Origin of the sequence: Amycolatopsis acidicola (assembly GCF_007713735.2) — a bacterium.
GTDB lineage: Bacteria > Actinomycetota > Actinomycetes > Mycobacteriales > Pseudonocardiaceae > Amycolatopsis_E > Amycolatopsis_E acidicola.
The window spans coordinates 78,647-103,479 of the sequence record NZ_VMNW02000003.1; the positions used below are offsets into that span (position 1 = coordinate 78,647).

At 67.4% G+C, this 24,833-nt stretch carries 26 protein-coding genes; 23 read left to right on the forward strand and 3 right to left on the reverse strand.

Features of this window, described 5'->3' with window-relative positions; genetic code table 11:
* Positions 1-5 precede the first annotated feature (5 nt).
* The gene (locus FPZ12_RS03445; RefSeq protein WP_144745499.1) at positions 6-890 is read right to left on the reverse strand and encodes an SDR family oxidoreductase; all 885 of its coding nucleotides are present in this window, start codon (positions 888-890) and stop codon (positions 6-8) included.
* Positions 874-2,469, reverse strand: a complete 1,596-nt coding sequence (locus FPZ12_RS03450; protein WP_144745500.1) for an AMP-binding protein — start codon at positions 2,467-2,469, stop codon at positions 874-876. Before FPZ12_RS03450 ends, FPZ12_RS03445 begins: the two co-directional genes overlap by 17 nt.
* Before the next feature lie 404 nt (positions 2,470-2,873).
* On the opposite strand from FPZ12_RS03450, the gene FPZ12_RS03455 reads away from it, so the two are divergent.
* The 21 genes from FPZ12_RS03455 (at position 2,874) to FPZ12_RS03555 (ending at position 22,010) form a co-directional block, all read left to right on the forward strand.
* Entirely contained in the window at positions 2,874-3,734 is an 861-nt protein-coding gene (locus FPZ12_RS03455) for a MaoC/PaaZ C-terminal domain-containing protein (protein ID WP_144745501.1), read from the forward strand.
* Positions 3,734-4,885, forward strand: a complete 1,152-nt coding sequence (locus FPZ12_RS03460) for an acetyl-CoA acetyltransferase (protein ID WP_144745502.1) — start codon at positions 3,734-3,736, stop codon at positions 4,883-4,885. Before FPZ12_RS03455 ends, FPZ12_RS03460 begins: the two co-directional genes overlap by 1 nt.
* A gap of 14 nt (positions 4,886-4,899) precedes the next feature.
* A complete protein-coding gene (locus FPZ12_RS03465; protein WP_166462554.1) occupies positions 4,900-5,328 on the forward strand; it encodes a Zn-ribbon domain-containing OB-fold protein in 429 nt (142 codons plus the stop codon).
* Positions 5,325-5,945 carry an acyl-CoA dehydrogenase family protein gene (locus FPZ12_RS03470; RefSeq protein WP_144745504.1) on the forward strand — a complete coding sequence of 207 codons (621 nt, stop codon included), beginning with the start codon at positions 5,325-5,327 and terminating at the stop codon, positions 5,943-5,945. The genes FPZ12_RS03465 and FPZ12_RS03470 overlap by 4 nt, the downstream gene beginning before the upstream one ends.
* 19 nt (positions 5,946-5,964) lie before the next feature.
* A complete protein-coding gene (locus FPZ12_RS03475; RefSeq protein WP_144745505.1) occupies positions 5,965-6,387 on the forward strand; it encodes an acyl-CoA dehydrogenase family protein in 423 nt (140 codons plus the stop codon).
* Positions 6,387-7,607, forward strand: a complete 1,221-nt coding sequence (locus FPZ12_RS03480) for an acyl-CoA dehydrogenase family protein (protein ID WP_144745506.1) — start codon at positions 6,387-6,389, stop codon at positions 7,605-7,607. The genes FPZ12_RS03475 and FPZ12_RS03480 overlap by 1 nt, the downstream gene beginning before the upstream one ends.
* The gene (locus FPZ12_RS03485; protein WP_208025722.1) at positions 7,604-8,407 is read left to right on the forward strand and encodes an enoyl-CoA hydratase-related protein; all 804 of its coding nucleotides are present in this window, start codon (positions 7,604-7,606) and stop codon (positions 8,405-8,407) included. Before FPZ12_RS03480 ends, FPZ12_RS03485 begins: the two co-directional genes overlap by 4 nt.
* A gap of 82 nt (positions 8,408-8,489) precedes the next feature.
* Positions 8,490-9,815, forward strand: coding sequence for an aromatic ring-hydroxylating oxygenase subunit alpha (locus tag FPZ12_RS03490; protein WP_144745508.1), 1,326 nt, complete (start codon positions 8,490-8,492; stop codon positions 9,813-9,815).
* Complete coding sequence (locus tag FPZ12_RS03495; protein ID WP_166462555.1) at positions 9,812-10,330, forward strand: aromatic-ring-hydroxylating dioxygenase subunit beta; 519 nt, start codon at positions 9,812-9,814, stop codon at positions 10,328-10,330. The genes FPZ12_RS03490 and FPZ12_RS03495 overlap by 4 nt, the downstream gene beginning before the upstream one ends.
* Positions 10,330-11,301: a zinc-binding dehydrogenase gene (locus tag FPZ12_RS03500; protein ID WP_144745510.1), complete on the forward strand. Its 972-nt coding sequence runs from the start codon at positions 10,330-10,332 to the stop codon at positions 11,299-11,301. Before FPZ12_RS03495 ends, FPZ12_RS03500 begins: the two co-directional genes overlap by 1 nt.
* Before the next feature lie 26 nt (positions 11,302-11,327).
* A complete protein-coding gene (locus FPZ12_RS03505; protein ID WP_144745511.1) occupies positions 11,328-12,191 on the forward strand; it encodes an alpha/beta fold hydrolase in 864 nt (287 codons plus the stop codon).
* 2 nt (positions 12,192-12,193) lie between these two features.
* The gene (locus FPZ12_RS03510) at positions 12,194-12,973 is read left to right on the forward strand and encodes an SDR family NAD(P)-dependent oxidoreductase (RefSeq protein ID WP_144745512.1); all 780 of its coding nucleotides are present in this window, start codon (positions 12,194-12,196) and stop codon (positions 12,971-12,973) included.
* A 39-nt stretch (positions 12,974-13,012) separates the two neighbouring features.
* Complete coding sequence (locus FPZ12_RS03515) at positions 13,013-13,873, forward strand: VOC family protein (protein WP_144745513.1); 861 nt, start codon at positions 13,013-13,015, stop codon at positions 13,871-13,873.
* Positions 13,866-14,903 (forward strand): amidohydrolase family protein, encoded by a 1,038-nt coding sequence (locus tag FPZ12_RS03520; RefSeq protein WP_144745514.1) that lies wholly within the window; start codon positions 13,866-13,868, stop codon positions 14,901-14,903. Before FPZ12_RS03515 ends, FPZ12_RS03520 begins: the two co-directional genes overlap by 8 nt.
* Positions 14,900-16,042, forward strand: coding sequence for an acyl-CoA dehydrogenase family protein (locus FPZ12_RS03525; protein WP_144745515.1), 1,143 nt, complete (start codon positions 14,900-14,902; stop codon positions 16,040-16,042). Before FPZ12_RS03520 ends, FPZ12_RS03525 begins: the two co-directional genes overlap by 4 nt.
* Positions 16,039-17,199, forward strand: a complete 1,161-nt coding sequence (locus tag FPZ12_RS03530) for a CaiB/BaiF CoA transferase family protein (RefSeq protein WP_144745516.1) — start codon at positions 16,039-16,041, stop codon at positions 17,197-17,199. The genes FPZ12_RS03525 and FPZ12_RS03530 overlap by 4 nt, the downstream gene beginning before the upstream one ends.
* On the forward strand, positions 17,183-17,377 hold the full coding sequence (locus FPZ12_RS03535) for a ferredoxin (protein ID WP_144745517.1): 195 nt from the start codon (positions 17,183-17,185) through the stop codon (positions 17,375-17,377). The genes FPZ12_RS03530 and FPZ12_RS03535 overlap by 17 nt, the downstream gene beginning before the upstream one ends.
* 5 nt (positions 17,378-17,382) lie before the next feature.
* Positions 17,383-18,564: an NAD(P)/FAD-dependent oxidoreductase gene (locus tag FPZ12_RS03540; RefSeq protein ID WP_166462556.1), complete on the forward strand. Its 1,182-nt coding sequence runs from the start codon at positions 17,383-17,385 to the stop codon at positions 18,562-18,564.
* On the forward strand, positions 18,561-19,367 hold the full coding sequence (locus FPZ12_RS03545) for a 2-keto-4-pentenoate hydratase (RefSeq protein ID WP_144745519.1): 807 nt from the start codon (positions 18,561-18,563) through the stop codon (positions 19,365-19,367). Before FPZ12_RS03540 ends, FPZ12_RS03545 begins: the two co-directional genes overlap by 4 nt.
* Positions 19,364-20,545 (forward strand): CaiB/BaiF CoA transferase family protein, encoded by a 1,182-nt coding sequence (locus tag FPZ12_RS03550; RefSeq protein ID WP_243769653.1) that lies wholly within the window; start codon positions 19,364-19,366, stop codon positions 20,543-20,545. Before FPZ12_RS03545 ends, FPZ12_RS03550 begins: the two co-directional genes overlap by 4 nt.
* A gap of 154 nt (positions 20,546-20,699) precedes the next feature.
* Complete coding sequence (locus FPZ12_RS03555; protein ID WP_166462557.1) at positions 20,700-22,010, forward strand: MFS transporter; 1,311 nt, start codon at positions 20,700-20,702, stop codon at positions 22,008-22,010.
* Positions 22,011-22,074: 64 nt separating this feature from the next.
* Here FPZ12_RS03555 and FPZ12_RS46825 read toward each other — a convergent pair whose 3' ends face one another.
* Positions 22,075-22,812 (reverse strand): FadR/GntR family transcriptional regulator, encoded by a 738-nt coding sequence (locus FPZ12_RS46825; protein ID WP_144745521.1) that lies wholly within the window; start codon positions 22,810-22,812, stop codon positions 22,075-22,077.
* A gap of 111 nt (positions 22,813-22,923) precedes the next feature.
* Between FPZ12_RS46825 and FPZ12_RS03565 the strand changes: the two genes are divergently transcribed.
* Both FPZ12_RS03565 and FPZ12_RS03570 read left to right on the forward strand, forming a co-directional pair.
* On the forward strand, positions 22,924-24,546 hold the full coding sequence (locus tag FPZ12_RS03565; protein WP_144745522.1) for an acyclic terpene utilization AtuA family protein: 1,623 nt from the start codon (positions 22,924-22,926) through the stop codon (positions 24,544-24,546).
* Complete coding sequence (locus tag FPZ12_RS03570; protein WP_424923568.1) at positions 24,459-24,749, forward strand: AtuA-related protein; 291 nt, start codon at positions 24,459-24,461, stop codon at positions 24,747-24,749. The genes FPZ12_RS03565 and FPZ12_RS03570 overlap by 88 nt, the downstream gene beginning before the upstream one ends.
* Positions 24,750-24,833 lie beyond the last annotated feature (84 nt).

Here is a 24,833-nt window from a genome sequence, read left to right on the forward strand (position 1 = left end):
GGCCGTCAGCGTGGGATCGGGTGTCCGTCCATGTCGGAACGACCGCGGGCTTTTGCGACGAGGCCGGGCATCAGCTCGTCGAGCCGTTCCTGCGTCCAGCGCGTGCCGTTGTCGGCTTCGGGGCCGGCGACCCATCCTTCGGCCACGCTGATCCGGGAACCCTTGATGTTGAAGATCTGCCCGGTCACCGCGCGGGACGCCGGGCTGCCGAGCCAGGCGACGAGTGGAGCGATGTTCGCCGGATCCATCTCGGCCTTCTCGGCGTCGGTTCGCTCTCGCAGGGCCTCGGTCATCCGGGTCAAGGCGGCAGGGGCGATGGCGTTCACTGTGACGCCGTAGCGGGCGAGCTCTTCGGCGAGCACGATCGTGAGCGATGCGATGGCGCCTTTCGCTGCGCCGTAGTTGGACTGGCCGACATTGCCGTACAGCCCCGAAGACGAGGAGGTGTTGATGATCCGGCCATCGACCGCCTTACCGCTCTTACTGAGCTCACGCCAATGGCCCGCCGCATGGCGGCTGGTGACGAAGGTGCCGCGGAGGTGCACTGCGATGACCTCGTCCCATTCCCGCTCGGTCATGCTGACGAACATGCGGTCCCGGAGGATGCCCGCGTTGTTCACGAGCACGTCGAGCCTGCCGAACTCCGAGAGCGCCGTGCCTATCAGCTGTCGCCCACCGTCCCAAGTGGACACGTCGTCGTGGTTCGCCACCGCGACTCCACCATGGGAACGGATCTCGTCGACTACTGCGCCCGCGGGGTCGTCGTCACCGGCCAGATCATTGACCACGACCTTGGCGCCCTGACGTGCGAATTCCAGCGCTTCCGCCCTGCCGATGCCCCGCCCCGCGCCGGTGACGATGACGACGCGCTCCTCAACGGGTTCGCTCACCTTGTTCTCCCTTGCTCCGGTGTATCTCGCGTAGCCTGAATTTCTGCACTTTTCCGGTGGCGTTGCGCGGCAGGGCGGCGGTGATCACCACGGCGCCGGGTTTCTTGTAGGAAGCCAGTTTTTCCCTGCAGTGCTCGATGATCTCGGACTCGGTCGGGGGCGCCAGTGGATCGGCGGGCACGACGACGGCGAGCGGTGACTCGCCCCAGCGCTCGTGTGGTGTGCCGACAACGGCGACCTCGCTCACCTTCGGATGGCTGCCGATCACGCGTTCGAGCTCGGCGGGGTAGATGTTCTCTCCACCGGAAATGATCAGGTCCTTTTTGCGGTCGACGATCCAGAGCAGCCCCGCGGAGTCCATCCGCGCCAGGTCTCCCGAATGGAACCAGCCACCGGCGAACGCTTCCGCGGTCTCGCGGGTCTTGTTCCAGTAGCCGGTCATGATCGTCGGCCCGCGGTAGACAATCTCACCGATGTCCCCTGCCGGGACGTCCCGCATCTCTTCGTCGACGATCCGCACTTCGACGTTCAGGACGGGTCTCCCGACCGATCCCCGGTTGTTCCTGGCCTCGTCCCCGGTCAGCGTGCAGGCGGTCCCGGATGTTTCGGTCTGACCGAATATATTGAAGATCCGGGTCTGCCCGAACACCTCGTCCAAGCGCCGCAACAGATCCGGGCCTGCCGGTGCGGTGCCCCAGCTGATGCTGCGGAGGTGGAAACTCCGGTGCTCGATGTGCTCCGGTGCGCAGACTTCCTGCCACTGTGTCGGTACCAGGCTGCACGTGGTCACCCGGTGCCGTTCGAGTAGATCGACGATTTCCGCCGGTCTCGTGCGAGGGGCGAGCATGATCACCTGTCCGCCGAGGAGGATGGACAGGACGAGTGCGTTGAGCCCCCCAACGTGGAACAGCTGCAAGCCGGACAGCCACACTTCCTCGCCCGGAACGAGTTGCTGGATGTGGGCCCGTGCGAGGGACTGGAGCGTCATCGCCGAGTGAGGAATCACGGCGCCTTTGGGTGAGCCCGTCGTCCCGGACGTGTACATGATGGCCATCGGCGACCCGTCGGGGACGTCCACAGCCAACGGTTCATCCGGTGAGGACGCGACGAGATCTTCATAGCGAAGCACGTTTTCGCCCGCTTCGGCGGGTGAGGTCAAAACGACTGGTGAGATGCCGGCCAGCTGTGCGGACGCGATGGCGACGTCGCCCAGCGTGCCTTCGCCGACCAGCGTTCCGGCGCCGGAGTCACGCAGGATGTAGCCGACTTCGTCGGCGACGAGACGGTGGTTGACCGGAACGGCGATGGCGCCGATCCGGGCGCAGGCATAGAAAATCTCGGCGACCTCGATGGTGTTCCGCATCAGGATCGCGACCCGGGACCCCGCGGTGATGCCCAGACCTCGCAAACCATGAGCCACCCGGGTGACCCGCTGGTCCAGGACCCGGTACGTGACCGAGCGGTCGCCGCAGCGCACCGCGATCCGGTCCGGGAAGCGGCGGGCCGCGCGGGCGAGCTGTTCGCCGTGGGACATCCTGCGCCATTGCTCGGCAGGAGGGTTCTCGACAGCGGTCGACATCGTCGTCCTTTCCGGTGCCGCGATCAGTTCGGCTGGCAGGAAGACCCGCGGTGGGACAGTCGGGCACGCCGCCCCCGGTTCGGCCTTCTGCGGAAGGCATTGGTTGGGCCATTCTGTTCAGATCGTCAGATGGCTGTCAAGGCTGGTTTTTGTTCCACGGCAATGATTCGATGCTTGACATCGGAGTATGCCGATGGCTCAATGGTCCTACCAAACATTCGAACCGTCGAGCCCGGCGAGCCTTGTTACCCGGACTGTGGCGAGCCCGCCCGGATCCGCCGGTACCCACTACGAAACGCTTTGGAGCGCAAGATGCTGCTCGATGACGAGCATGCCGATCGCAGTGGCCGCGCAACGCCGGCCGTCGCCCCGGACCACGATGATCCGCAGGGAGGCGCCGCCTGATGCCTCTCGATCTCGCAGTCGTCGGGCGCGAACGCCCTCCGGTGAAGCGATCGTGGGACTCGGCCGCCGCGATCCTGTACGCGCTCGGCGTCGGGGCGGGCGCCGCCGACCCCGCCGCCGAACTCGAGTTCACCACCGAGACCGACGGCGACCGGGTGCAGCGTGTGCTGCCGACGTTCGCCTCGGTCCTGGTGCCCGGTCGGTTGTCCGGGGAGCTCGGGACCTTCGACCGCTCCCGGGTCGTGCACGCCGAAGAGGAACTGACACTCCATCGCCCACTCCCGGCGGCCGGCGACGTCGTGATCCGGTCCCGCGTCGCCGGCATCCACGACCAGGGGTCAGCCGCGTTGGTCGTGGTCGAAGCCGATTTCGACGACGCGACCGACGGGCAAACCATCGCGACAGTGCGATCCGGGCTTTTCTTTCGCGGCGAGGGCGGGTTCGGGGGAGCCAGGGCGCCAAAAACGGCGTGGGCCCGCCCCGAGCGGCAGCCCGACTGGAGCTCGACGTACCAGACCAGGCCCGAGCAGGCACTGCTGTTCCGTCTCAACGGCGACCGCAATCCCCTTCACGCGGACCCAGGCTTCGCCCGGCGCGCGGGCTTCCCGCGGCCGATCCTGCACGGGCTGTGTACGTACGGTTTCGCGGGCCGCGCGGTTCTGCGCTCCTTCGCCGAGGGTGATCCAGGGCGGGTCACGTCGTTCGCCGCCCGGATGTCGGCGCCCGTCCTCCCCGGCGAGCAGCTGACCGTGAACATCTGGCAGGACAGCCCGTCGACCGCTGTCTTCCAGGTCACCAAGCCGGACGGCACGGTCGTGCTGGACCGCGGCCGCGCCGGGGTCCGAGTCGAGGAGGCATGATGGCCGACCGCACACCCGTGATCTGCGGGGTGGGTCTTTCCGACTACCCGAAGGCACCGCTGTTGTCCGTCCGGGGGCACCATGCTCTCGCGATGCGCCGTGCGCTGGCCGATGCCGGGCTGCGCAAGTCCGACATCGACGGATACGCCAACGCCGACAGCAAACTGGCGGACATAGCGGAATACCTGGGGATCGAGCACCGGTGGGTCGACGGCACCTCACTGGGTGGTTCCTCGTTCGAGTTTCACGTCCAGCACGCGGCGGCCGCGATCCGGGCGGGCTACGCCGACACGGTCCTGGTCAGTTACGGATCCGACCAGCTGTCGGCTCGTGGCCGGACCTTGGGCACCGGCGGTGCCGCCGGGGTGCAGGCGCCGGATACCTGGGGCAGCTTCGAAGCGCCTTACGGCAATGTCCTCGTCGGCTCCTACGCGATGGCCGCCCTCCGCCACATGCACGAGTTCGGCACTACACCGGAACAGCTGGCCCAGATCGCGGTCGCCGCACGCGAGTTCGCCGCGTACAACCCGAAAGCTCAATACCGGCAACCACTTTCGGTCCAGGATGTGCTCGATTCCCGGATGATCGCCGACCCGCTGCACAAACTCGACTGCTGCGTGGTCAGCGACGGCGGTGGTGCGTTCATCATGACGACCGCCGAACGCGCGCGAGACCTGCGGCAGCCGCCGGTATACGTGCTCGGGGCCGCCGCGGGCCAGACTCATTGGAACATCAGCCAGATGCCCGACTTCACCACGACCGCGGCGACAGCCGCGGCGGCGGAGGCCTACCGGCAGGCCGGTATCAGGCCGGAAGACGTCGACACGGTGATGACCTACGACAGCTTCACGATTACCGCGCTGATGCTGATCGAGGCGCTCGGCTTCTGCAAGCTCGGGGAGGGCGGCCCCTTCGTCGAGGAAGGACACATCCGCAAGGGCGGCCGGTTGCCGATGAACACCGACGGCGGCGGCCTGTCCGCGTGCCATCCGGGCATGCGAGGGCTGTTCCTGATAGCCGAAGCTGTCCGGCAGTTGCGTGGGCAGGCCGGCGAGGTGCAGACACCGGACTGCGAGATCGCCGTGGCAGCCGGGTCCGGCGGTTACCTGTCTGCGATGGGCGTGACGGTCCTCGGCGCGAAGCCGGTATGAGGAAGGAGATCACCGTGACCAACGCGGACGTGATCGCGAACCGGATCGACAGCCGGCCACGCCCTGAACCGAACGAAGTGACGGCACCGTACTTCGCCGCCTGCGCGCGCGGGGAACTGCTCATCCAGCGATGCCCCGATTGCGGACACGCTCAGCACTACCCCCGCGCGCTGTGCACGTCCTGCGGTGCGGCGCCGGATTGGGAACGCAGCAGTGGCCAGGGCACGGTTTACACATTCACGGTCATCCGTCAGACCGGGGTCGCGCCGTTCCGGGAAGAAGTGCCCTACGTCGTCGCCATGATCGAACTCGCGGAGGGGCCGCGGCTGATGGGCAACGTGACCGGTGTCGATCCGGAAGCGGTGCGGATCGGGATGCCGGTCGAGGTCTACATGGTCCAGGTCGACGACGAGGTCGGCGTGCCCTACTGGAGGGCACGATGAGCGAAATCGATGACCTGCGCGGCACCGTCCGCGAATTCCTGGTCGACCGGATGCCCGCCGAGCGGGTGCGCGAGGTCATGGACTCGCAGGCGGGCTTCGACAGTGCTGCCTGGGACCGGCTGGCGACCGAACTCGGCGTCGTCGGTATGACCGTGCCGGCGGAGTTCGGCGGCGCGGATGCCGGATTCGACGCCGCGGCGGTCGTGCTCGGCGAGCTGGGCCGGACCTTGGCCCCCGTTCCCTGCCTGTCCCATGTCCTTGCGGTCGAGGCGGTTTCGAGCTGCCGGGACCGCTCGCTGCGGGGTGAGATCCTGCCGGGAATCGCGGCAGGCAGGACCATGGCGACGATCGCGGTGGCCGACGAAATCGACCACCCCGTGACCGTCTGCTCGGACGGCGACGGGTGGCGGGCGGACGGTGGCAAGTCCCACGTTCTCGATGGCGGCGGGGCTGATCTTTTCCTGCTCGCGGTCCGTGACGGTGAGCACCGCGGGTGGTTCGCCGTGGACAGGGCCACTACCGGGGTCGAGGTCGACATGCTGACCGGTTACGACCTGACAAGGCGGCAAAGCCAGTGTCCGGTTCGAATCGGCGGTCGCGCGGCGGCTGTCCGGTGAGGAGGCGATCGAGCCGGTGATGTCGCTAGCCGCCACCGCACTGGCGGCGGAGCAACTCGGTGGTGCGCAAGCTTGTCTCGACGCATCGGCGTCCTATGCGCGAGAGCGTGTCCAGTTCGGCAGGGCGATCGGATCCTTCCAGGCTGTCAAGCACCGCATCGCCGACGACCTGGTCGAGGTCGAGCTCGCCCGGGTTCTGGTCGAGGCGGCGGTCGCCTCGATCTGCGCGGGTGAGGATTCCGGGCTGCCGGCCTCGCTGGCCAAGGTCGCCGCGGCCACGGCGTACCAGCGACTGGCGGCGGACAACATCCAGAACCACGGCGGGATCGGCTACACCTGGGAACACGACGCACACCTGTATTTCCGGCGCGCGTTCGGGACCGCCCCGCTCTTCGGCGACGTGGACGAGCTTCGTGACCTGATCGCGGCGGAGGTGATGTGATGACGGCCGAATCCGTCTCCGAGTTCCGGAACAGGGCACACACGTGGCTGTCCGAGCACCTGGTGCAGTGGACGGCAGCCGATGACGGCGCCGACGACGGCTCCGATCAGGAGGCCGTGGCTCGCGTCAAGGAGTTCCAAGCGGCGCTGCACGACGCCGGTTTCGCCGGTATCTCCTGGCCCGCCGAATACGGCGGCCAGGGACTGACTGTCGAGTACGAGCGCGCCTTCGCCGACGAACTCGCCGCATTCGATCCGCCCGCCCGGCTGCTCCTCGTCGGCCTCGGCATGTGTGGTCCGACCCTGCTGACGCTCGGCACCGAGAAACAGAAGCGGCGCTACGTGCGGCCGCTCGTCCGCGGGGAAGAGGTCTGGTGCCAGCTGTTCTCGGAGCCCGGTGCGGGCTCCGATCTAGCCGGTCTCCGGTCGTCGGCCAGGCAGGATGGCGACGCGTGGGTGATCACCGGGCAGAAGGTGTGGACGAGTCACGCCAAGGCTTGTGATTTCGGTTTGGCGCTGGTGCGCACGGATGCCGGCGAGCCGAAGCACAAGGGACTGACCATGTTCGTCGTCGACATGTCCCAGCCGGGGGTCACGGTTCGCCCGCTCCGGCAGATGACCGGCTCAGCCGAGTTCAACGAGGTTTTCCTCGACGACGTGCGTGTGCCCGGCACCCAGGTCGTCGGCGGGATCGGTGGCGGCTGGAACGCGGCGATCGTGATGCTGATGAACGAGCGGACCTCGATCGGAGCGTCCTCGCGGAAGCTGTCCCGGGTCTCCGCGCACGATCTGGCCCAGCTGGCCCGGAAACACGGCAGGGACGACGACACCGAGATCCGCCGCACGATCGCGGACCTGTACCTGCGCGAACGCGCGCTGGCCGGGCTCGGCGCCGGCATCCAGGCGAAGGTGCGAGCCGGAACGGATCCCGGTCCGGCCGGTTCGATCGCGAAAGTCGTCAAGGCCAGGCTGACCAAGTCGGCGGCGGAGCTCGCGTTCCGGATCGCCGGGGCTGAGGCGACTGCGTGGCTAGAAGCGTCGGGCGAGGGACTTGCCGAGGCGCTGTCGCGATCCCGTGCCGCTTCGCTCGCCGGCGGTACTGACGACATCCAGCGCACGATCATCGGGGAACGGCTAATCGGGCTCCCGCGCGAACCCGCTGTGGACCGTGGCATTCCCTTTCGGGACCTGGGAAAGGCCGGGGCAGGTGAGTCGTGGTGACCGACTTGCTCGTCGACTGCGACGCTGGGGTCGCCACGGTGACCCTCAACCGGCCGGACAGGCTCAACGCACTCACCCAGCCCATGATCGTCGGCTTGTGGGAGACGTTCACCGAACTCGACGCGGCCGACGATGTCCGTGCCATCGTGGTCACCGGGGCCGGCCGGGCGTTCTCGTCGGGCAGCGATCTCTCCGCCGGCGGTGACGGGCAGGCGTTCCGCAAGGACCCGGTGGTGTACCGCCATCGTGCCTGGGAGTTGCGAACACCGGTTATCGGCGCGATCAACGGCGCGGCTGTGGGTGTCGCGCTGACGATGGCCAGCCAGTGGGACATTCGCTACGTCGCGGAGGACGCGAAATTGGCGTTCCCGTTCACCAGACGCGGGGTGAGCGGGGAAGCGCATTCGGCGTGGATCCTGCCCCGGCTCGTGGGATTGTCCCGGGCGCTCGAGCTGATGATCTCCGGCAGGTTCTTCAGCGGCGCGGAGGCAGCCGCGATCGGATTCGCGGCACGCGCACTGCCCCGAGACGAAGTGCTGCCCGCGGCGCGGGAACTGGCGCTTGACATCGCCACCAACACCTCACCGGCGATGGTGGCCGCCAACAAGCGTCTCCTGTGGACCTGCGCACAGGAGACAGATGCTCATCGTGGTGGAGAGATCGAGCAACGGGTCTACGACTGGGTGCGCACTCTCGATGAGCCTGCCGAGGGTGCCAAGTCGTTCCTGGAACGGCGTCCGCCATGCTGGCCGACGCCGAAATCGGTAGCGCTGCCTGCGGTGATCAACCCGGCGGACTGAGGCCGGTCACCTGTCTCGACTTGACGGAGGGGCCACCCTCTATGATTCAATGGCCCAACCAATGAACCAATAAGGAGTCTTGATGACTGGCTTCGCACCTCGAACCAGCGAGGTCGCCGAGGTGATCCGGATCCCGGGGCGGGAAACCGAGTTCATCCGGGATCTGCGCTCTCCCAACAGGTTCCTTGTGAATCGTGCGGCGTTCACCGACGACACCGTGCTCGCCAGGGAGCGGGAGGAGGTGTTCGCCAGGTGCTGGATCTACGTCGGCCACGTTTCCGAAATTCCGAAGCCGGGCGATTTCGTCGCGCGGGAGGTGGCGGGCAGGCCGATCCTGTTCACGCGCAACTCCGCCGGAGAGATCCGGGTGCTGCTGAACTCGTGCTCGCACCGTGGCGCGGAGGTGTGCCGTGAGCGGCGGGGAAACCAGCGGCGGTTCCGCTGCTTCTATCACTCCTGGTCGTTCGACAACGACGGCCGCCTGGTGTCCATGCCGGACGAGGATGGCTTCCCCGAGGGATTCCGCAAGGAGGACCACGGCCTGGCCCAGCCCACGTCGGTGGACCAGTACCGCGGGTTCGTCTTCCTCACCTTCAACGACGAGGCCGAACCGCTCGTGGACTACTTGGCTGACGCCAAGTACTACCTGGACCTGACCGCGGACCAGGCCGCCGCGGACATCGGGATGGCCGTCCAGTCCGGCACGCACGAGTACTCGATGAAGTCGAACTGGAAACTCCTGGCGGAGAACAGTTCAGACGGCTACCACGCCATCCCGGTGCACAAGACCTATTTGGACGTCCAGAAATCGCGCGGGGACCAGATCGCGGGCAATACGGAGAAGGACTGGAAAGCCTCGCACGCCTTCGATCTCGGCAACGGGCACACGGTCACGGTCAAACAGGCGCCGTGGGGGCGGCCGATCGCGCGCTGGCAGCCGTCGATGGGGGAGGACACCAAGGCGGTCGTCGAGGAGTCCTACCGGCGGCTCGAGCAGGTGCACGGCGCCGAGCGCGCCGAACTGATCGCCAACCTCGACTTCAACATGCTGGTCTTCCCCAATCTGGTGATCAACAACATCATGGCGGTCATCATCCGCACCTTCTACCCGAACACGCCCGGGCACATGAACGTGACGGCGTGGTCGCTGGCCCCGAAGGACGAAACCCCGGAAGCGCGGCGGGTGCGCAACGAGTCGTTCCTGTCCTTCCTCGGGCCGGCCGGTCTCGCGACACCGGACGACAACGAAGCGCTCGAGTCCTGTCAGCGGGGTTATCAGAGTCGTCCCGGCGAAGGGTGGAGCGACGTTTCCCGCGGGATGGACAAAGTGGACCCCGCGAACTGGGACGAGCTGCAGATGCGCACGTTCTGGCGCCGCTGGGACGAACTGATGGGAGGCAAGGCGTGATCGACTTCCCGGATGCCGAGCAGGCGTCGTCGAAGCGGTTCGACCGCGCGGCCGTCGAGGATTTCCTTTACTACGAGGCACAACTGCTGGACGCCTGGAAGCTGGAGGAGTGGCGCGACCTGTTCACTCCGGACGGCCGCTACGTGGTGCCGGCCACCGATAATCCCGCCGGTGACGTCGACCTGGACCTGAACCTGATCGACGACGACCACGTCGGCCTCCAGGGACGTGTCCAGCGCCTGATGAGTACCTACGCGCACATCGAGAATCCCCGGTCGACCACCTCGCGCGTGATCAGCAACGTTCGCCTGCGCGACGACGATTCCGGGGATCTGGCGGTGCGCTGCACCGCGGTGGTACACCGGTCGCGCGTGCCGGGTACGACGTCCTATGTGGCCGATGTGCGCTACCTGTTGCGGCAGAAGGAAAATTCGTTCCGGATCGCGCGGAAGCACGCGGTGCTCGGGCACCACACCTTACGTGACGTCGGCGGCGTCCTCTCGATCATCCTGTGATGGGCGGAAAGATGCGTGCGGCGGTCCCCATCGACGGGGAGATCGAGCTGGCCGAGGTTCCGGTGCCCGAGCCGGGCCCCCGCGAGGTGCTCGTCGCGGTCCACGCGGCGGGCATGAACCGGGCGGATCTGTTGCACCGTCGGGGCCGCTACCGCCAGCAGGCCTTCCGTCGCCCCGGAAGTCCCGACATCGCGGGCCTGGAGTTCGCGGGCGAAATCGCCGCGGTGGGCGCCGACGTCCGTGAGGCCACCGTCGGCCGGCGGGTGATGGCGATGTGCGGTGGCGCCTACGCCGAGTACGTCGCTGTCGACGAGCGTTTGCTGTTGCCGTCGCCCGATGGGCTGCAGTCGGCGGACTGTGCCGCGTTGCCGATGGCTCTGCTGACCGAGTTCGAGGCGCTCGTGCGTCTGGCCGGGTTCCACAGCGGGGACCGGGTGCTGGTGACAGGTGCGACGTCGTCGGCCGGTTTGGCCGGGGTGCAGCTCGCGCACTGCCTGGGAGCGGAGGTCGTGGCGACCACACGGTCTCTCCACGCCGATTCCCTGTTGCGCGATGTCGGTGCGGATCTTGTGGTGCACAACGAAAGCGAGCTCGCGGAGCAGACGGGTTCCACCGGCGTCGACATCGTGATCGACCACGTGGGCGGCGCGATGTTCGAAGCAAGCGTCACCGTCGCCCGCACACGGGCGCGCCTGGTCTCGGTCGGGCGGCTGGGCGGTCGGTCCGCCTCACTCGATCTTGCCGACCTCGCCGCCCGGCGCGCGCGGGTGACCGGAACGACGTGGAAGAACCAGACACTCGACGAGATCGCCGCGTGCGTGGACGAGTTTCGCCGTGTCGCGCAACCACTTGTCGACGCCGGCCGGATCAAGCCTGTGACCGGACGACGCATCCAGTTCGCCGACATCCGGTCGGGATACGAGCACCTGACCGCCCCGCGAGAGCCGGGCAAGCCCGTCGTCATTTTCTGACCAGGGAACAACGAGAGGAGTTTCTCATGACGTACCACAGTGTGTGGTCGGATCTGCGGGGAGTGGAGTTCAGGCAGCGCTGGGTCGACGCGGGCGGGGTGGCGACCCGGGTGCTCGAATCGGGCAGCGCGGACAAGCCCGCGCTGATCTTCATCCACGGCACCGGGGGCCACGCCGAAGCCTATGTGCGTAACCTCGGTCCGCACGCCGAGCACTTCCACACCTACTCGATCGACATGGTCGGCCACGGTTTCAGCGACAAGCCCGACCAGGCCTACGACTTCAAGGACTACGTGGAGCACCTTCGCGCTTTCCTTGACGCGGAAGGGATCCGTAAGGTCTCGATCAGTGGTGAGTCGATGGGCGCGGGGATCGCCGGGTGGTTCGCGCTGACCTACCCCGACCGGGTGGACAAGATCGTGCTCAACACCGGCGCGGCGTTGCGGCTGCCCGAGGACGTCGTCCAGCGGCTGGCGACGCTGTCCATGGACGCGGTGGTCAACGCGAGCGAAGAGAGTGTGCGCAAGCGGCTGGAATGGCTGGTGCACGACCCTTCCGACATCAACGAGGACCTCGTCGACACCCGGCTGACGATCTACCGGAACCCGGAGTACGTCGCGCGGATGACCAACATCCTCAAGCGGCACACCGATCCCGATGGGCAGGACCGCAACTGCCTGGAACAGCACCACTGGGAAAAGGTTGCGTGCCCCGTGCTGGTGCTGTGGACCGACCACGACCCGACCGCGCCGCCGGAGATCGGCAAGCAGGTCGCGGACTGGATCCCCGACTCGCGGTTCGCGGTGATGACCGACGCGGGTCACTGGCCGCAGTTCGAGGACCCGGAGACGTTCAACCGGATCCACCTCGACTTCCTGCTGGGCCGTTGACCATGTCAGTACACGAAGCGATCGTGGGTGACCGGTTCCGCGACCAGGTGGTGGTGGTGACCGGGGCTGCGGGCGGAATCGGCAGCGCGATCATCACCCGTGCGGCCCGCGAGGGAGCGCACGTCGTCGCCGCCGACCGCGCACCCGACGGGGAGCAGAAGGTCGCGGGCTTTCTCGGTGCGGATGCACCGAAGTGGGCCTACGTCGGGTCCGATGTGTCCACTGAGGACGGAGCGCGGCAGCTGGTGGACGAGGCGCTCGGCCGGTTCGGCAGGCTTGACGTCCTGGTCAACAACGCCGGTGGCGGCATCATCAAACCGTTCCTCGACCACACACCGGAAACAATGCGCGAGACCGTGGACCGCAACCTGTGGACCACCGTCTGGTGTTCCCGCGCGGTGGTACCGGTCATGTCCGAGCAGAGGTACGGCCGGATCGTGAACGTGGGTGCGGACTCGGTGCGCAACGGGCTGTTCGAGCACGCGATGTACAACGCCGCCAAGGGCGGAGTGCACGGCCTGACCACCGGGATGGCCCGGGAGTTCGCCGGCGGCGGCATCACGGTGAACACCGTCGCGCCGACCGGAACGGAAACCCCGTTCACGCTGTCGCGGCCACCGGAGGCGGTGGAGCGGTTCGAGAAGACGCGCAACCTGATCCCGGTGGGGCGGTTCGCCAAAGCCGCCGAGGTCGCGTCCGCCGTGCTGTACCTGGCCAGCGAGGAGGCGTCGTTCATCACCGGTCAGGTGCTCAGCATCAACGGTGGCTCGACCATGCTCTGACGCTTCGTCACGCAGCCGAACAGAACAAGGAGAAACCTGATGCCAGAAGAAAAACTGATCCCGCAGCGCCTGGGGTACGTGGTGCTGGACGTGACCGACCTCGACGACGCGGTCACCCGGTGGACGAAGTACGCGATGCTCGAAGTGTCCGAACGCACCGAGGACGTGATCCACCTGCGCGGTGGCACCGACCACCACTGGATCGTGCTGCACCGGACCGAGGGCGAGGCCGGGATCCGCAAGCTGGCCTTCGAAGTGGTCGAGCCCGGCGATCTCGACCGCTATCGCGACCGGCTGACCGCCGAAGGCGTCGAGGTCACCGACCACGAGGGGGAGTGGACCGGCCCGGCCATCCGCTTCCGCGACCCCAACGGCTACCTCGTCGAGCTGTTCACGGGCATGGGAAACATGGGCGTCCCGCCCACCAAGCCGTGGATCAACCCCTCCGCGATGCTGCACGCGGTGGTCGCCGTGGCCGATCTGGAGAAGTCCTTCGACTTCTACGGGCGGGTCCTCGGGATGCTCGAGTCCGACCGCGTCCTGGAGCGCACCATCTTCCTGCGCGCCGCCAACCAGTTCCACCACTCGCTGGTGATCGGTGCCGGCCGGGGTGAGCCGCCGCTGCTCGACCACGTCGCTTTCCACTTCGACGGGATCGACGACCTGATGCGGGTCCGGCAGAACTTCATCGAGAACGACCAGCCGTTCTCCCGCGACCTGTTGCGGCACCCGACGTCGGGCTCGATGGGGTTCTACGCCAAGGGCCTCCCCGGGCCGTCGACCGTCGAATTCTGCATCGAGCACGGCAAGATCACCGACCCGGACCACCGGCCGCGGTCGATGGCGCGGGCCCGCTGGGCGTCGAACGTCTGGCTGCCACCGGTGGATCTCAATGCTTGATGTCCACACCCACTTCTTCCCGCGGGATCTGCCACCGCCGTCGGACCAGGCGGTGCGGGAAGGGTGGCCGGTGCTCGAAGCGCAGGGCGACCAGGTCCGTGTTTTCCAGCGCGGCAAGCATGTGCGGACCCTCGGGCCGTCCGCCTGGGACGCCGGAGCACGGTTCGAGGACATGGACCGGGACGAGGTCGTGGGGCAGGTCGTCATGCCGACCCCGTTCACGTTCCTCTACGACGCCTCCGCGGAAATCGCCGGACGGTATGCCAGGGAACAGAACGACCGGCTCGCGGAACTCATCGCGGCCGGGCAGGGCCGGTTGTTCGGTTTGGGCGCGATTCCCTTGCAGGACCCCGAAGCAGCGGTAGCCGAGATCAAGCGTCTGCCCGGTGAGCTCGGGATGCACGGCGTTGCCATCGGCACCCACGCGCACCGATTTCAGCTGCACGACAAGGAACTGGACCCGGTGTTCGCCGAGCTGGAAGCCTCGGGATCGGCGGTGTTCGTGCACCCATGGCAACCCGTCGCGCCCGAGCGCTCCTGCCATCACGGGCTGGCTTTCGGCCTCGGCAGGGCGATCGAGACCGAACTCGCAGTCGGCTCCCTGCTGTTCGGCGGAGTTCTGGACCGGCATCCCGCCCTGCGGATCTGCCTGGCGCACGGGGGCGCGGGCGTCCCGGCGCTTCGAGGCCGCCTCCTGAACGGCTGGCAACGTCAGCACGACGCGCCACCGCGGGACGGGCCCTGGCAGGCCTTGCGCACGCTCTGGGCGGACGGGCTCACCTACGACCCGGGCGCGCTGGCACTGGCCGAGGACACCTTCGGGCCCGAGCACATGGTCGTCGGATCGGACTACCCGTTCGCCGCCATGGAATCACCGATCGCCGCCTCCTACCGCCTCGGCGCCGAGTCACTGCGGCTCGGTGGGCGTTGGCGGGACACGACGACTCGCAATGCCCTGGATTTTCTCGGCTGCACGAGCGCCGAGCGCGCACGTTTTCCCTCCACCACAAAGAACGGACATGCGGTATGAAACTCGATCAGGACCACCAGGACTTCCTCGCGGCCGTGCGGGACATGGCGGACAAGCACGTACGCCCGGTCGCCGACGAGATCGACAAGACCAATGAGTTCCCGGCCGGCCTTGTCGACGTCTTCGGGGACATGGGCCTGGTGCAGCTGGCCGTGCCCGAGGAGTACGGCGGCCCGGGCGGCGACCTGCTCTCCGGCTGCCTCGCCCGCGAGGCGGTGGCGGAGGCCGGGTCGATGGCGCTCGCGCAGCTCGCCGGCCAGAACTCCATCGTCGTCAACGCCATCCTCACCGGCGCGAGCAAGGAACTACTCGGCGAGATCATGCCGCTGCTCGCGCAGGGGCGGACCATCACCTGCATCGCGATCACCGAACCCGACGCCGGCTCCGACCCGTCCCTGATGAAGACGAAGGCCACCAAGGACGGAGACCGCTGGATCCTCAACGGTGCCAAGCAGTTCATCACCTGGGGCAGCATGGCGAAGTACGCCCTGGTGTTCGCCCGCACCAACGACCAGCCCGGAAGCAAGGGCATCAGCGCGTTCCTCGTCGACACCGACCAGGAAGGCTGGAAGGTCGCCAAACACAACGACAAGATGGGCCAGCACGGCGTCCCCAACAACGAGATCTTCCTCGACGACGTCGTGGTCGACGACGCCTACATGGTGGGCGAAGAGGGCAACGGCTTCGGTGCCGCGATGCACGGACTGCACCTCAACCGGCCCACCGTCGCCGCCATCGCGGTCGGTGCCGCGCAGTGCGCGCTGGACTACGCCATCAACTACGCCAAGGAGCGCGAAGCGGGTGGCCGGCGCATCGTCGAATACCAGGGCCTGCAGTGGATGATGGCCGAGAACTTCACCAACATCGCCGCGGCCAGACACCTGGTCTACGACTGCGCCCAGGCCTACGACAGCGGCGCGCCCCGTGACGAAGTGACCAGGCTGTCGTCGATGGCCAAACTGTTCGCCGCCGACACCGTCAACCGGGCCACCGCCGACGCGGTGCAGATCCTGGGCGGTCACGGCTACATGTCCGACCACCCCGTCGAACGTTACATGCGCGACGCCAAGCTGCTCGGGATCTACGAGGGCACGAGCCAGATCCAGCGCAACATCATCGCCAAGCGGATCCTGCGATGAGCCTGCCACTCGAGGGCATCCGGGTGCTCGACTTCACGATCATGATCGCCGGCCCGTACGGCGGGCGGCTGCTCGCCGACGCGGGCGCCGAAGTGATCAAAGTCGAGGCGCCCGAAGGGGATCCGATGCGCAAGCGCACGCCGTTGCGTGCGGGCGCGAGCAGTTACTTCGGCTCCCTGAACGCCGGCAAACGCGGTGTGATGCTCGATCTCAAGGACCCGGACGGCCACCGGCAGGCCGTGGATCTCGTCGCCGGGGCGGACGTGCTCATCGAGAACTTCCGCCCCGGGGTGATGGCGAAACTGGGCCTGGACTACGAAACCTGTGCGCGCGTGAACCCGGGATTGGTCTACTGCTCGATCTCCGGGTACGGCCAGACCGGTCCGAAGGCGCTGTACCCGGCCTACGCGCCGATCGTGCACGCGATGTCCGGCTACGACATCACGAACATGAACTACCAGCGCGACGCCGACCGGCCCGCCTCCACAGGGATCTTCGTCGCGGACGTGATGGCGGGGCAGGTCGCGTACGGCGGAATCGTCTCGGCGTTGCTGGCCCGCGGCAACCACGGGCGCGGGGACCACCTGGACATCGCGTTGCTGGACATCATGCTCTCGACGCTGGTCTACGAAACGCAGGCCGCGCAGGACACCGGCCCCAGCCTGGGCAAGACCGTCTACCGGCCGGTCCCAGCCGGCGACGAGTTCCTCATCATCGCCGCGATCACCGATCGCAACTTCCGGACGCTGGCCGAGGCGATGGGGCGTCCGGACCTGCTCACCGACCCACGCTTCGCCGAGATGTCCGCGCGCGAGCACAACTGGGAGGCATGGCAGGACGTGATCGCAGGCTGGGCCGCGGACCAGGAGGCGGCCGAAGCCGAGAAATACCTGCTGGACAGGGGAGTTCCGTGTGCCCGGTTCCGCACGGTCGAGGACGTGCTCGATGACGAACAGCTTCGCGCACGCGGAACCCTGCGCCGAGCAGAGGACGCGGCAGGCACCTACGACTACGTGGGCCTGCCGTTTCAAACGGAATCGTTCGGCGCTGACCGGGCACCGGCCTTGGTCCCCGCACTCGGTGCCGACAACGAAGCGGTACTCGGCCGTGGCCGGGAAAGCACGAAAACCGGGAAGCGACATGAAAGTTCGAGTTGACGAAGACAAATGCTGTGGGTTCGCCGCCTGCCTGAGCGTGGCGCCGAAGGTGTTCGACATCGACAGCGACCAGATCGCCGTCCTCCTGATCGACGGCGAGATCCCCGAGGACCTGCGGGGCTGCACGCGTGACGCGGCAGAGGCATGCCCGACCGACGCGATCGTGATCGAGGAGTGAGCGCGATGGATGTCGTCATCGTCGGTGCCTCCGTCGCGGGCGTCGCGACGGCCGACGCGCTGCGCAAGGCCGGTCACGACGGCGGGATCACCCTCGTCGACGCGGACCGGCATCTGCCTTACGACAAACCGCCGCTGTCCAAGGGTGCGCTGAAGCCGGACTGGGACGCGCGCAAGAGCTTGCTGAGGCCCGAACAGCACTACCGGGACCAGGGAATCGAGCTCGTGCTCGGGCAGCCGGCCCGTGCGCTCGACCCGGCGCGCCCGATGGTGACGCTGGACAGCGGCGGCGAGATCGGTGGTGATGCGGTGGTGATCGCGACCGGGGTGCGAGCGCGCCGGCTGCCCGGCATGCCGCCCTTGCGGGGCGTGCACACCATCCGGAACCTGGACGACAGCGTCGCGCTGAGGCGCGAACTGTCCGGCGCGCCGAAGCTCGTCATCGTCGGGGGTGGGTTCATCGGCGCGGAAGTGGCCTCGGTGGCCGTGAGTCTCGGTGCGGACGTCACCATCGTCGAAGCCAGGGAACGCCCGTTCCAGCACCTGTTCGGCGCCGACGTCGCCCTGTCGCTGGCGCGGCGCCACGACAAGCACGGAGTGCGCCTGCTGTGCGGCCAGGGGGTCGCGCGGCTTTCGGGCGAGGCCAAGGTCGAGCAGGTCGTGCTGACCGACGGAACGGTGCTGGACGCCGACGTGGTCCTGCTCGGCCTCGGTGCGGAACCGGTCGTCGACTGGCTCGCCGGTTCCGGCGTGCGTGTCGAGAACGGTGTCGTGTGTGACGATTCGGGCCGCACCAACCGCCGGAACGTCTACGCGGCAGGGGATGTCGCCGCCTGGTGGTACCCCACGGCGCGGCGGCACATGCGGGTCGAGCACTGGACAACCGCGAAAGAACAGGGCACCGCCGTTGCCCGCGCCATTCTCGGATCCTCCGCGCCCGCGCCGTCGGTGCCGTATTTCTGGTCCGATCAGTACGGGAGCCGCCTGCAGTTCCTCGGTACCTCGGAGGGCTACGACAGTTCGAGGGTCAGCCACGGCAGCCTCGGCACCGACGAGTATGTCGTGCTGTACCGGAAAGCGGGCACCGTCATCGGCGCGCTCGGACTCGGCGCGACACGGGAGCTGATGCGCTGCCGCGCCCTCATCGGACACGCGGACCAAGGCACCGAGAGAGCGATCGCCTCATGACCGCGGTCGACGAACTCACCGTCCGGCAAGCCTGCCGTGAACTGTGGACGGCCGCGCGACTGCACCGTCCGGTACCGCCGATCCGGGACTTGTTCGAGCCCGGGGACATCGACAGCGGATACGCCGTCCAGGAACTGCTCACCCTGTGCCGGTTGCGCGACGGCGGCCGCGTCATCGGGCACAAGATCGGGCTGACCTCTCCGGCTGTGCAGCGCCAGCTCGGCGTGGACCAGCCGGATTTCGGGGTCCTGTTCCACGACATGCTCCGCACTGGGCGCGAGCCGATCGACCTGGCCTCCCTGATCGCGCCGAAGATCGAGGCAGAGGTCGCCTTCGTCCTCGCCGGGGACCTCGACGATCCGGAGCTGACGCCGGCCGCGGTCCAGCGAAAGGTCGCTTACGTCCAACCGGCACTGGAGATCGTCGACAGCCGGGTTGGGGACTGGGACATCTCGATCGTGGACACGGTCGCCGACAACGCCTCCTCAGGGCTGTTCGTACTGGGCGACAAGAAAACCCCGCTGAACGGCCTTGATCTCATCGCCGCCCGGATGACGATGACCACGGCCGGGGAGGTGGTCTCCCACGGAACCGGAGCCGACTGCCTCGGTGATCCCGTCCTCGCCGTGCTGTGGCTGGCCCGCAAGCTCCGAGACCTGGGCCTCACCCTGCGCGCGGGCGAAATCGTCCTCGCCGGCGCGCTGGGGCCAATGGCGACAGTCCGGGCCGGCGCCACCTACCACGCGGAGATCAGCGGACTCGGCACAGTGTCGGCTGGCTTCGAGCAAAGGAAACGCTTGTGACAGTCGGAGAAGAGCTATCAAACGGGCCGCTCGACGGGATGCTGGTACTTGATCTCTCCCGTGCGCTCGCGGGCCCGCACGCCGCCATGATGCTCGGTGACATGGGCGCGAGGGTCATCAAAGTGGAGAGCCCAGCAGGGGATGACAGCCGCAGCTGGGGGCCGCCGTTCGTCGGCGGCGACGAAGACCGGGAATCGACCTATTTCTTCTGCGCCAACAGGAACAAAGAATCCATCACCCTCGATCTGAAGGCCGGGGCCGATCGCGGCACGCTCGACGAACTGGTGCGCCGCGCGGACGTACTCGTCGAGAACTTCCGCCCCGGCGGGTTCGCGCGCCTAGGCTACAGGGATGACCGGCTCCGTTCGTTGAACCCTGGTCTGGTGCGGCTCTCGATCACCGGCTTCGGGCACGACGGGCCGGAAAGCGCGCGGCCAGGGTACGACCAGATCCTGCAGGGCGAGGGCGGCCTGATGAGCCTCACCGGAGACGAGCAGGGCACCATCACCAAGGTCGGCGTGCCGATCGCCGACCTGATGGCCGGGATGAACGGCGCCATCGGTGTGCTGTCCGCTCTCTGCGAACGGGCGCGTACCGGGCGAGGCCGCGTCGTGCGGACGTCTCTGCTCGCGGCGATGATCGGCGCCCACGCGTTCCAGGGCACCCGCTGGACCGTCGGGAAGGAAGTGCCGGTCCCGACCGGCGCGCAGCATCCCTCGATCGCGCCTTACGGGTTGTTCGAGACGCAAACAGCGCCGGTGCAAGTCGCCTGCGGCTCCGAAGCGTTGTGGCGCTCCTTCGCTCATGTCGTCGGCATTCCGGCCGACGATCCGAGGTTCGGCACGAACTCCCTCCGCGTCGCGAACCGGAGCGAGCTGACAGCGGAGATCACCGGCATGCTCGCGGCCCGGCCCGCGGAGCATTGGCTGCGGCGGCTGGCCGAGGCCGGGATCCCGGCAGGCAAAGTGCGCGGCCTCGATGACGTGTACGCCTGGGAACAGGTTGCCTCCCAAGGACTTCTCATCGAGGTCGACCACCTGACCCAGGGCACGCTGACGCTGCCGGGACCGACCGTGCGCTTCGACGACAACGCTCATGCCGCCGGACGACAGGAGCATCTTGCCCCGCCGACTCTCGGACAGCACAACGAGTCCGTGCGGGAATGGCTTCGCACCTGATCTCCCGCCAGCGGGAAATCGTTGTCTTCACAGGGTTTTCGGTCACCCGTGACTCGGGCCGCTATTGACCTGAGTGTCACATTGTGGCTCAATGGTTGAGCCAATAAGCCGGGTCTGTCTGTTCGCACCTCAGAATCGTTCCAACGGAGGAACAATGTCGATGCAACAACTCCCCGGGGGGATTTCAGCTGTTCCGGCACAGGAGGCGACACCGGGAACCTCCCGTCGCGCGTGGCTCGTGGTGGCCGTCCTCGTGCTGTTCATGGTCGTCAACTGGGCCGACCGCTCCATCCTGGGCCTGGCCGCCAAGCCGATGATGGCTTCCCTGCACCTCACGCCCGCGCAGTTCGGGTTCCTCGGCAGCGCGTTCTTCTTCCTGTTCAGCATCAGCGGGATCGTGATCGGCTTCCTCGCCAACCGGATCTCCAGCCGGTGGATCCTCCTGGTGATCGTCGCCCTGTGGTCGTTGTGCCAGCTGCCGATCGTGTTCACCAGCTCGATGACGGTCGTTCTCGTGAGCCGGATCCTGCTCGGCGCGGCCGAGGGGCCATCCAACGGTATGGCCACGCACGCCGCGCACAGCTGGTTCACGCCGGAACGCCGTGGGCTGCCCAGTTCCCTGATCACCTCCGGCTCCTCGATCGCCAAGTTCGTCATGGCGCCCGTGATGACGTTCGTGATCATCGGCTTCGGCTGGCGGGCGGCGTTCTTCACGCTCGCGGTGCTCGGCGCCGTGTGGTGCCTGCTCTGGCTCTTCATCGGCAAGGAAGGGCCCTACAGTGCGGTCAAGCCGGCCGAGGAGGGGCATGAAGCCGTAGCGGAGCCGAAAGTGCCGCTCCGGCGGATTCTCCTCAGCGGGACGTTCATCGGTGCCGTGGTGGGCACGTTCCCCCAGTACGCGCTCATCACGGTCGTGATGACCTGGCTGCCGTCGTATTTCGAGTCCGCGCTCGGGTTCTCCGAGGTGCAGGCGGGCTCGTTCTTCGGCCTGCCGAGCTTCGGTGCGATGATCGCGATGATCGGCGGCGCCTTCGTGACCGATCGCGTGCTGGCTCGCGGAGGTTCGGCGCGCGTCGCCCGTGGACTCGTCGCGGGGGCGGCATTGGTGATCGGTGGCGCGCTGATCGTGCTCCTCACCCTGCTGCACTCGCCGTACGTCGTCCTCGGTCTGTTCGTGCTCGGCTACGGGATCAGCATGTGCTCGATGCCGTTGATGTACGCCGCGATCGGGAGCCTCGCGCCCGCCCGCCAGCGTGCCGGTGTCCTCGGGGTTTTCCTCGCGTTGCAGAACTCCGCCGGCATCATCGCCCCCGCGGTCGCCGGTGCGATGATCTCGGCTGCACCTGACGAAGCCTCGGGTTACGGGAACGTTTTCCTGCTGTGCGGTGCCCTCGTCGTGGTCGGCGGCGTGGCGCTGGCGCTGCTGGTGAACCCCGAACGCGATGCCAGGAGGATCAACGCCTGAATCACGCCGAAGGGCGCCTTCCCGTCACAGACCCGGTGGGACGGCGCCTTTCGTGCTGCGTGGCTCAAGAGCGGAAGTACGAGCCCTCGTAGGCCCCGGTGAGCCACATCCGGTGGATGCGTTTGAGGTGCCGCTCGGCCTCCTGTACCGCCTTCTCGGCTTCCCGCTTACGGAGATGGCCGAGGAGCCGGCGTCGCGACCGAAGGATGATGTCGTCGTCGGTGGACGGGCCCACCGCCATGACCATTTCCCGGAGCAGCTCCGAAAGCGAACGCACGAGCACCTGCATCACGGGGTTGCGCGTCGCGTCCGCGAGCAGATTGAAGAACTCGACGTGCACGGCACCCTTGCGCTCCCAGTCGCCGACGGCCGACAGTTTCGACGCCTGCTCGACGTTGTCCTCGAGGGCTTGGAGGTCCTCCCCGGTCATGCGTTCGCAGACGGCTCGCAGCAGAGCCGGCTCGAGCCACATCCGCACCTCGGTGAAATCGGACAGCGAGACATTGGTCGCCTGCAAGGCGTCCGAAACGGATCGGGCGGCGGTGCTGTGATCTAGCTTGGTGATGAACGCGCCTCCGGTGTGGCCCTTCTTCAGCGTGATCTGGCCGGAAATCTCCAGCATCCGCAACGCTTCCCGTACCGTGTTGCGGCTGACCGCGAACTGCTCGGCCAGTGCGCGCTCGGACGGCAGGCGATCGCCTGGCTCAAGCTCGCCCCGCTGGATCGAGCCCCGGATCTGCGAGATGATCTCGTCGATGGCCCGCCTGGGGCGAGCGGGCTGGAACGTCACCTCATCGGTCAAGTGAAGCGCCTCCCGGTTCGGGTCATTGGCTCCACCATTGTACCGGTGCCGAGATCGTTCTCGGGGTCGCCTTACCGGCCGGACTTCGCGCGTCCTCACCAGGGCGACCGGTTGACGGAAGAGGTGTCAGGGTGCCATTGTCCGAAGATAGGCTCCAATATTACAGCCAATCGTGCGCTCAGGGTCGGACAGTTCTCGGCCTATCACGGCGATCGTCCGGACGGCATGGGGGAACTGCTCGACAGCGGCGTCGACATTCTGACCGGCGGCTATCTCGCTGAGCTGACGATGCTCGTGCTGCGCAAGAACCAGCTGCGAGGAGGCGTCGACCACGCCGCGGCCTTCGTCGACCAGCTCGAGCGGCACCTTCCACGCATCGCCGACCAGGGGGTGAAGGTGGTGACGAACGCGGGCGGGCTCGATCCACTTGCCTGCGCCGACGCGGTGCGCGAGGCCTGCGCGAAGCAGGGTGTGACCCTACGGGTCGCCGCGGTGACAGGCGATGACCTCAAAACGGACCTCGCGGGGTTGCTCGGCCCCGAGGGCGTGCTTCGCAACGTCGACACGGGCGAGGACCTGGTCGTAGCCGAGCACGACATCCTGACGGCCAACGCCTATCTGGGCGCGTGGCCGATCGTCGCGGCGCTTGGCGCGGGTGCGCATATCGTGATCTGCCCGCGGATGACCGGCTCGTCCTTGATCGTTGGACCAGCGGCCTGGAACTTTGGCTGGGCACGGGATGATTGGCACTCGCTCGCCGGTGGGGTGGTGGCGGGGCATCTCATCGAATGCTGCGCCCAGGTCACCGGCGGCAACTTCGCGCTGTTCCACGAGCACGGTGATCTCGGGCTGCCGGGCATGCCCATCGCCGAGATCGCCGAGGGCGCGACCTGTGTGATCACCAAGTCCAAGGGCTCCGGGGGGCTCGTCTCCACCGACACCGTTTCCGCTCAGCTGCTGTACGAAATCGGTGGCCCGGAGTACCTGAACCCCGATGTGATCGTGGACCTGTCGCAGGTGACGGTGGTCCGGGAAGGGGACAACCGGGTTCGGGTGCGCGGAGCACGCGGCCGGGCGCCGAACGATCTGACGAAGCTGTCGCTGACTTTCGAGGGCGGCTATCGCAACACGATGACGGTTGGCCTTACCGGCTTGCACCTGAAGGAAAAACCGGCCTGGTTGCAGCGTGCCGTCGAGCGCGCTGTCGGAGCCCCCGAGACTTTCGATGCGTTCCGGTGGACGGTCGTCGGCCCGGCCAGGGACGTCGACGGTGATCAGGCTCAGGAGTCCGCATGGGTGGTCATCAGCGCGCGCGACCACGATCGCGCGAAGGTGAGCAGGAAGAACTTCTCCGACCGCATCGTCCAGCTGGGCACCTCGAACGTGCCCGGCTTTTACCTGACTACGCCGCCGCAGAAGGAACGGCTCTTCGGAGTCCAATGGCCCTGTCTTGTATCCAAGAAAAACGTGCAGGTCAGCGTGCCGGTGGACGAGAGCCCGGCGGCCGATATTCCTTGGCAGGCTTGGGTTACGGACGGGAAGCCCCTTCCCGTCCCGTCGCCGGAACTACCGGCTGCCCGGCAGGCCCGACCGTGCGCCTTCCCCTCGGTGCGGTCGTCGGTACTCGCTCCGGGGACAAGGGTGGAATGGCGAACCTCGGTGTCTGGGCACGAAGTGCCGAGGCCTACGCCTGGCTACGGGAGCACCTCACGGTGGAACGGCTGCACGAGTTGATTCCCGAGGCGGACGGGCTCCGGGTCGAACGCCATGAGCTCCCTTCCCTGCCCGCGCTCAACTTCCTTCTAGTTGGTTACCTGGAGCAGGGCGTCTCGTCCTGCTTGCGGATCGACCCGCAAGCGAAAGGGCTGGGGGAGTACCTGGCGGCCAAGGTTGTGGACATTCCGGCGTCCCTGGTCCGGGCGAGCGGCGCGCGATGATCGACTTCGGCCTGGGGGACGGAGCTCTGATGGAACACGTCTCGACAGATGCCCACGGGTCCGACCGTGAGTCACAGATAGCAT